This is a genomic window from Mesorhizobium sp. ORS 3428 (assembly GCF_001854785.1).
Taxonomy (GTDB): Bacteria; Pseudomonadota; Alphaproteobacteria; order Rhizobiales; family Rhizobiaceae; genus Mesorhizobium.
The window spans coordinates 37,119-44,618 of the sequence record NZ_MDFL01000142.1 but is presented as its reverse complement, the minus strand read 5'-3'; the positions used below and the strand labels follow the sequence as shown (position 1 = coordinate 44,618).

Below are 7,500 nucleotides of genomic sequence, written 5' to 3'. Positions count from 1 at the left end.
TCAAGAAATGCGCCTGGAATGATGACTATCTAATCCACGCCCTGACCCATATGCGATAGCCCTGCCTCGTGGGGGGGAGATACCCGGCAGGGCGGAGGGGGGCGCGAAGGATCGCGGCCCTGTCAGAATCGCCTGATAAGCTGCCTGTCAGAAGGCCCCGACCTGCGCTAGACTTGCGCAAACAGGAAGTGCCGGCGCCATGATCGTCCAGGCCTGCATCAACGGCGCCCGCCCCGCCGATTTCCATCCGGCCCTGCCGCTCGACGCGCAGGCCATGGCGCGCGAAGGCGCGGCCTCGATCGCCGCAGGTGCGGCCGAACTCCATGTCCATGCGCGCGGCGCCGATCGGCAGGAAAGCCTGGCACCGGAAGCGATGGATCGGACGGTGCTGGCACTGCGCCGCGCCTGCCCCGGCACGCTGATCGGCGTTTCCACCGGCGCCTGGATCGAGAAGGACGACAGGCGCACCCTCAAGGCCATCGCCGGCTGGAATGAATTGCCCGACTATGCCTCGGTCAATCTCAGCGAGGCGGCGGCGCCCGAGGTGATGGAGGCCTTGCTGAGCCGCAGCGTCGGCATCGAGGCAGGTCTGGCGTCGATCGGCGATGCCCTGCGGCTGGCCAGCCTCGACCACGGCAGGCGGGTGCTGCGCGTGCTGATCGAGATTTCCGAGCAGGAGCTGGACGAGGCGTTCTCGGTCGCCGAAGGGATCCAGACGGTGCTGCAGCGCGAAGGCATCCACCGCTCCGTCCTACTGCATGGCGAGGACGCGACGGTGTGGCCGTTCGTCGAGCGGGCGGCGGGGCGGCGCTTCTCAACCCGCGTCGGGCTGGAGGACGGCAAGGAACTGCCGGACGGGACGGTGGCGGACGGGAATGCGGCGCTGGTGAAGGCGGCGGTGGGGATTTATCGCAGGGCGTGACTTGGTTCCTCGCCCCCACGAAGTGGGGGAGAGGTGGCTCGGCAAAGCCGAGACGGAGAGGGGGAGCGCCCTACGAAGGCCCCCTCTCCGGCCGCTTCGCGGCCACCTCTCCCCCGCTTCGCGGGGGCGAGGAAAGAGAGTTATTGCGTGTCCGCGTGGGCCCTGATCTCAGCGCGCTTGTCGTCGGACACCACGGCGAGGTCCAGCACCTTCTGCAGGCCAGCGGCGTGGCGGAAGTTCGGCTCGGTCTGCACGCCGCTCTTCACCGCATCGACGAAGCGCTGGTAGTTGGAGGGCACCGTGCCGGCGTCGAGCTCCTCCCATTTGGCATCCTCGATATTGGTGCCGACGCAGGCCTTCAGCAGCGAGCCTTCCCGATTGTGCACAACCTCGATGGCGCCCCTGTCGCCATAGATGCGCAGCCGCAGCTCGTTGATATGGCCGGTGGCCCAGCGGCTGGCATGCACCACGCCGAAAGCGCCGTTGGCGAAGTCGAGCGTCATGGCGAAACTGTCATTGGCGTCGAGCTGGTATTCGCCGATGCGGTTGCCCGGCGCCTTGTCGAAAGCGCGCAGCCGGCAGAACACGTGGTCGATATCGAGCGCCGCGCCGTAGCTCGCGAAATCGAGGATGTGGATGCCGACATCGCCGAGCACGCCGTTCGAGCCGTGGCCGCGCGACAGCCGCCACAGCCATTTCGGGTCGGTGCGCCAGTCGCCCCAGAATTTCGACACCAGCCAGCTCTGCAGGTAGGAGGCCTCGACATGGCGCACGGTGCCGATCTCGCCCGCCTGCACCATCTGGCGCGCCTTCTGCAGCGGCGCGACATTGCGGTAGGTGAGGTTCACCATGTTGACGATGCCGGCGGCTTCCGCCGCGCTGGCCATCTCGATGGCCTTGCCGAAATTCTCGGCCAGCGGCTTCTCGCAAAGCACCGGCTTGCCGGCCGCAATCAGCGCCATCGTCGTCGGGTGGTGGATGCGGTCGGGCGTGACGTTGGCGACCGCGTCGAACTCGTTCCAGTCGAGCGCCGCCTCCAGCGAGGTGAAGCGCTTCGGGATCTTGTAGTTATCGGCGAACTCGCCGACGCGGGCCGGATCGACATCGACCGCGCCGACAATGTCTACGCCCTCGATGGCGCTGAAGCGGCGGGCATGCTCCTGCGCCATCCAGCCGGTACCGAGTATCAAAAGCCGCATTTGCTCCTCCGAGCGAAGTGTTCGGTTGAAATTCTGYGATGCGAGACGAAGAACCGTTTAAGTTTTGTTTGTCGCAATTCCGGACGGAAAACCGCTGCGCACTTTTCCTGAAATTGCTTTAGCGAAAGCCGCCCTCACCCGGCTTGTGGAGCTTGCCGCCCCGCTCGACGATCGGCTCCAGCGCTTTCTCGACCGGCACGTTCGGCGCGTTGAGGATTGCGGAGTTTTTACCCTGCGGGTTCACCRCCCATTTCACCGCGTTGCGCAGCACCTTTTGCACGGTGGCGTCGTGATAGGTCGGATAGGTTTCGTGTCCAGGCCGGAAATAGAAAACATTGCCGGCACCGCGCCGGTAGGTGAGCCCGGAACGGAACACCTCGCCGCCTTGGAACCAGGAGATGAAGACGGTCTCCAGCGGCTCCGGCACGGCGAACTGCTCGCCATACATCTCCTCATTCTCGAGCTCGAAATACTCGCCGATGCCTTCGGCGATCGGATGGCTGGGGCTCGTCACCCAGAGCCGTTCGCGCTCGCCGGCCTCGCGCCATTTCAGCGTGCAGGGCGTGCCCATCAGCCGCTTGAAGATTTTCGAGAAATGACCGGAATGGAGCACGATCAGCCCCATGCCTTCGAAGACGCGGCGGGCGACGCGATCGACCACCGCGTCGGCCACCGCGCCATGGTCCTTGTGGCCCCACCAGACCAGCACGTCGGTCTCTGCGAGGCGGGATTCCGGCAGGCCGTGCTCGGGCTRCTCCAGCGTCGCGGTCGAGGCGGAGATCGCCTCGTCGGCGTTCAGCGCGTTGGCGATGGTCGCGTGCATCCCTGCGGGATAGATGCCGGCGACCACCTCATTGGTCCGCTCATGGATGTTCTCGCCCCAGACGACAGCGCGTATTGTCATGGATAGCCTCGTGAATGATTGTGAGGGTGGAGCCGCCCGGCGGTGATTCATAAAGGCTTCGGCGGGTATTGGAAGCGGTTTTCGCCCTTCGCCTTCGCCAAGTCGATAAAGCCCAAAGCGCTGGCGGGACGGAACGCCAACGTCAGCCGGAAAGCTTCCTGCCGAAACAAAGACATAGACCCTTATGCCGCCAAACTGATTCAGCCTCTTGAACCAATTGGCAAGTTCCTTTTCCCATGCGCAATATTGGCCATGGGCGAAGTTCTTGCAGGGGTAACGATCTTTGCTTGTCTGGCCGGGGCCGCGCTGGTCAGCCTGATGATCTATGAGCGCTTTCCCGCCCATCACCGCCAGGAAGACACCACCGCCGTAGTGCGGCTTGCCGCGAACCTCTTCGTGGTGATGTCCTCGCTGGTGCTTGGCCTGATGATCAACTCGGCCRAGAGCTCGTTCGAAACCATCGACCACAACGTCCATAGCTTCGCCACGGAACTGATCCTGCTCGACCGCTCGCTCAGGCAGTACGGACCGGAGACCGGTGCCGCGCGCGCGTCGCTCACCGCCTACCTGCAGCGGCTGGTGGACGCTGCCTCGGACACGCAGAGGACGCCGGCGGTCGCCAACCGGCTGTCGGAGCTGCTGCTCAACCAGGTCGGCGACCAGCTGACGGCGCTGAACCCACCCGAAGCGAGGCATGCCGCGACATTGCAGGTCGCGCAGCAGCAGCTTCAGAAGGTGATCGAGCAGCGCTGGGTGCTGGTCGAACAATCCGACGGCACGATCCCGGTGCCGCTGATCGTGCTGCTTGTCGCCTGGCTGATGCTGATCTTCGCCAGCTTCGGCTTCCGGGCGCCACGCAACGGAACCATCGTCGCAACGTTCCTCATTTCCGGGGCGCTGGCGGCCGCGGCAGTCTACCTGATCCTGGATATGGACACGCCCTTCTCCGGCCCGATCCAGGTCTCGCAGGCGCCCCTGCAAAGAGCGCTGGCGGAACTGACGCAGTGAGAGATCACGGCCGGCTCAACATATCGACCAAAAACTTCGCCGCCGCCGCCGCTCCATCGGCGCGGACCGAGCGGGCGACCTCGCTTGCGCGGAGGCGGGTTTCTGGCGCCAGGGCCGTTGCCAATGCCGCCGACAATGACTGCGCTGTCGGCGTCGGGCCGTCATGCGCGGCGCCTATGCCGAGCTCGGCCACGCGCCGCGCCCAATAGGGCTGGTCGCCGATCTGCGGCACCACCAGCTGCGGCGCCCCTGCCCGCGCGGCGGCGAYGGTCGTGCCGGCGCCGCCGTGATGCATGGCTACGGCCACGCGGCCAAACAGCGCCTGCTGGTTGACATCGCCGACGGCGAAACAGTCGTCGCGGTCGTCGATCAGGCCGAGTTCGGCCCAACCATGCGCGATGACCGTGCGAAGACCCCTGGCGCGGATCGCCTCTATGGCCGGGCGCGCGGCTCCCTTGGCGACCGCTATCGAGCCGAAGCCGACATAGACCGGCGGCGGCCCGGCTTCGAGGAACGCTTCCAGTCCTTCAGGGAGCGGCCGTTCGTCCGGCAGGATCCAGGCGCCTGTCTGCACGGCCTCGATCAGGTCCGAGGGCAGCCATGGCCCCAGCGCCGGGTCGCAGGCAAGCAGCACGGGATTGCCGAAGACATAGTCGCGGACATTGTCCAACGCAGCCAGGCCGAGCGACGCGCGGAGGCTGTTGATCGCGCCGCCGAACAGCGCGTTCTTGGTCCGGATATCCATGTCCCACAACAATCGATTGTCGGTTACGCCGGCGGGAAGCGGATGGCCTGGATATTCAAACGGCCCATGGTGCGCCGACGGCAGCCAGATCGGACAGAAGGTGCCGAGGATGTAGCGCATGCCCCGTTGCTCCGCGACCAGCCGCGCGGCAGCAGCGGACGGAAACAGGCCGCAGGCGACCACGGCGTCGCAGCCCTCGGCGGCCGACGAAAGCGCATCGTATTGCCTGGCGACGATCTCGGCCGCCTGGCCGGAGATGAGCTCGGCCCGGCTCTCGGGCGACGCCGAAGCTMTGCGCCGCATCATCTCCTTCACCCATTCGCGCACCGAGGCGAAAGCCGGCGCAAAGGGCACGCCGGCGCGGGCAAGAAGTGCCGCGAACTCATCGTCGCCCGGCGCGCTCACCCTCACCTCGACGCCCAGCGCCTGCAGCCCCGCGCCAAGAGCGGCCAACGGCTCGACATCCCCACGAGAGCCATAGGTCGACAACAAAATCCGCATTCCGCAATTCCCTTTCCTAAAAGATGAGGCCAAGGGCAGCGTTCATACGACATGGCGGGGGTCTTGCCGCAAGTCCGGGGGGCGCCATATATGCATTCTGGGAGGGGAAGGTATCGCCGCGCTGCGGCAAATCCCACAAGTCGATGTTTCCGCCGCCGGCAAGGCCGCCGGCGCTCCGCAATCCCGTCGCTGGAGGTAAACTCCGGACTCGTCGGCCATGCCACAAGCGCGGTCACGACAAGAGGCGTTTCCACCCCGATCGGCTTCGCGGCCATCCTGTCGGTCGTGGCGCTGCTCACCTTCCGCTGGTCTCTGGGCCTGGCCAGCGCGCTCATCATGCTCGGCACTGACCGCGGCAAAGGACATGATCCGGCCGAAGCGAAAGAAAGTTGTGCCGGCCTGAAATGGATCAGCCGTCGCGGCCTTCCTGAGCGACCTGAGTGAGCGACCTGGTCAGGCGCGGCACCACCACGAGGCGCGTGACCTTGCCCCTCTTGTAGGCGGCGAGGAAGCGCTTGTAGTCCTTGAAGACGACGCAGCCATTGGATTCGGCGCGGCCGCCGCRCAGCATGTAGGTGTGGGCGAGCAAGCCGTCGCGGCCATATTTGTTCTTGCCGCTGGTCGGCGTCAGCCGGATCGCCTCGACGCCGTGGAAGCGCGATTCACGCAGCGACAGATTGTAGGTGTCGGGCGGCGTCGGGCCGACATTCTTGCGATTGACGAAACGCGGCTGGTCGACCATCGAGCCGAGGCCGGAATGCGCCTCCAGCCGCGAGCCGTCCGGCATGTAGACGGTCTTGGCCGAGATGTCGTAGACGGCGACGCCATTGCCCATCGAAGGCGCGTTGAACAGGTTCCTGAAGGCATTGCCGAGGCCGCCGCGCTCGGGCGTGTCCGGCTTGGCGTAAGCGAGCATCTCGGAAGGCTGGGCCTTGCTGCGCTTGGCAGGCTCGGCGTCCAGCGGCTTCGAGCCCTGCACGCCCGGTAGGGCCTRGTCGGAGCTCCTCGGCGAGCGCGGCGCTTCGGCAGCGTTGGTCGCCGCCGGCTCCGGCCTGGCAGCCTCCGACCTTGCAGACTGGGGCTTCGCCGGCTGGGCTGCCTGCGGCTTGGCCGGCTCTGGCGTCACGGCCCTGGCGGCATTCTTTTCCGGCGTTTCGACCGCGCGGTCGAGGGCCGTGCGCGGCCTCAAGCCCGGCACGGCGATGCTGTCGGGCAATTCATTCTGCGGCGGCAGCGAGGCGACCTGCACTTCGCCCTGGTCCGCGCCGGCCTGTCCGGCTGCCTCGGCGTTCGCCGCCGAGAGCGCGGCCGCGGCCGGAATGTCGGCCGTCTCGTCAGGCATGACATTGGCCAGCGCGAGCGCCAGTTCAGATGCACGCTGGACGTCGACCGGGTTTGAGCCGAAGCGCGCTTCGGCCGGGCTGCTCAAGATCGGGCCGCTGTCGGCCGCACCGCCGAAGCGGCTCGCCGACGGCAGGCTCGCAAGCAGGACAGGCGCATTCTCGGCGCGACGGAAGGCTTCGGCAAGTTTCTGCGGCGACAGCCCGGCGCGCTTGATGACGCTGTCGAAACGGTCGGCGACGTCCGCCGCGGAGGCCATGACCACGGCATTCTCATGCGCGGCGCCGATCTTTTCGAACGCGACGGTGTCCGGCGCGGCCGGCTTCAGGCGCGCTGCCTTGCCGTCATGGGTTGTGGTGGAGGAGGTCGGAGTGAAGGGAGGCGGGTTGGAGGGAGTCGGGGTGGATGAGGTTGCGGTGGAGTAGGCAAATCTGGTGGCGAGGCCGAGACAGCCGGCATCGCATCTGCCGGTAAGCGAGCCGGTTTTGTYGGCGGCGATCGCGGCAAGGCGCGGCGACCAGGTATTGGCAAGCTTGCGGCGCTGGTCGGCGAGCGCGATGTTGCGCGGCGCAAGCAGGCTCTGCGGCAAACCAGTGGAAGCGGCGGTGAGCGAGGTGCCCACCGAACAAAGGCCAGCCATGGTCGCGACCGACCATAGAACGAGCGCCCCGCTGATTGCGGGCACAACGACCCAGCGCTGGCCGGATCTCTTCGAAGTTGAACCCCTCTCTGGAGTGTCACCCCGGTACTTCAAACGCAAAAACGCCATACGACCACTCTCAATCGGCGTRCAGGTCTGCGGACCTGGCACCCGTCACGATCACAGCTCGCCTGGTGCCCCCTGCACCTTCACGCGTCTGTTGCCGATTGATTCAAAAGA

6 protein-coding genes are annotated in these 7,500 nt (G+C 66.3%); 2 read left to right on the top strand and 4 right to left on the bottom strand.

Translation table 11 applies throughout. The features are described 5' to 3' along the window. Positions 1-199 precede the first annotated feature (199 nt). Positions 200-922: a 3-keto-5-aminohexanoate cleavage protein gene (locus ORS3428_RS24500; protein WP_071100871.1), complete on the top strand. Its 723-nt coding sequence runs from the start codon at positions 200-202 to the stop codon at positions 920-922. A gap of 140 nt (positions 923-1,062) precedes the next feature. Here the strand turns inward: ORS3428_RS24500 and ORS3428_RS24495 are convergent, their stop codons facing one another. Further along, the gene (locus ORS3428_RS24495; RefSeq protein WP_071100870.1) at positions 1,063-2,121 is read right to left on the bottom strand and encodes a Gfo/Idh/MocA family protein; all 1,059 of its coding nucleotides are present in this window, start codon (positions 2,119-2,121) and stop codon (positions 1,063-1,065) included. A 118-nt stretch (positions 2,122-2,239) separates the two neighbouring features. Further along, positions 2,240-3,025: a ThuA domain-containing protein gene (locus tag ORS3428_RS24490; RefSeq protein ID WP_071100869.1), complete on the bottom strand. Its 786-nt coding sequence runs from the start codon at positions 3,023-3,025 to the stop codon at positions 2,240-2,242. Positions 3,026-3,277: 252 nt separating this feature from the next. Between ORS3428_RS24490 and ORS3428_RS24485 the strand changes: the two genes are divergently transcribed. Continuing rightward, the gene (locus ORS3428_RS24485; protein ID WP_071100868.1) at positions 3,278-4,033 is read left to right on the top strand and encodes a bestrophin-like domain; all 756 of its coding nucleotides are present in this window, start codon (positions 3,278-3,280) and stop codon (positions 4,031-4,033) included. Positions 4,034-4,037: 4 nt separating this feature from the next. Here the strand turns inward: ORS3428_RS24485 and ORS3428_RS24480 are convergent, their stop codons facing one another. Next, a complete protein-coding gene (locus tag ORS3428_RS24480) occupies positions 4,038-5,279 on the bottom strand; it encodes a glycosyltransferase (protein WP_071100867.1) in 1,242 nt (413 codons plus the stop codon). A 409-nt stretch (positions 5,280-5,688) separates the two neighbouring features. Further along, on the bottom strand, positions 5,689-7,260 hold the full coding sequence (locus tag ORS3428_RS24475) for a tlde1 domain-containing protein (RefSeq protein ID WP_172833726.1): 1,572 nt from the start codon (positions 7,258-7,260) through the stop codon (positions 5,689-5,691). Positions 7,261-7,500 lie beyond the last annotated feature (240 nt).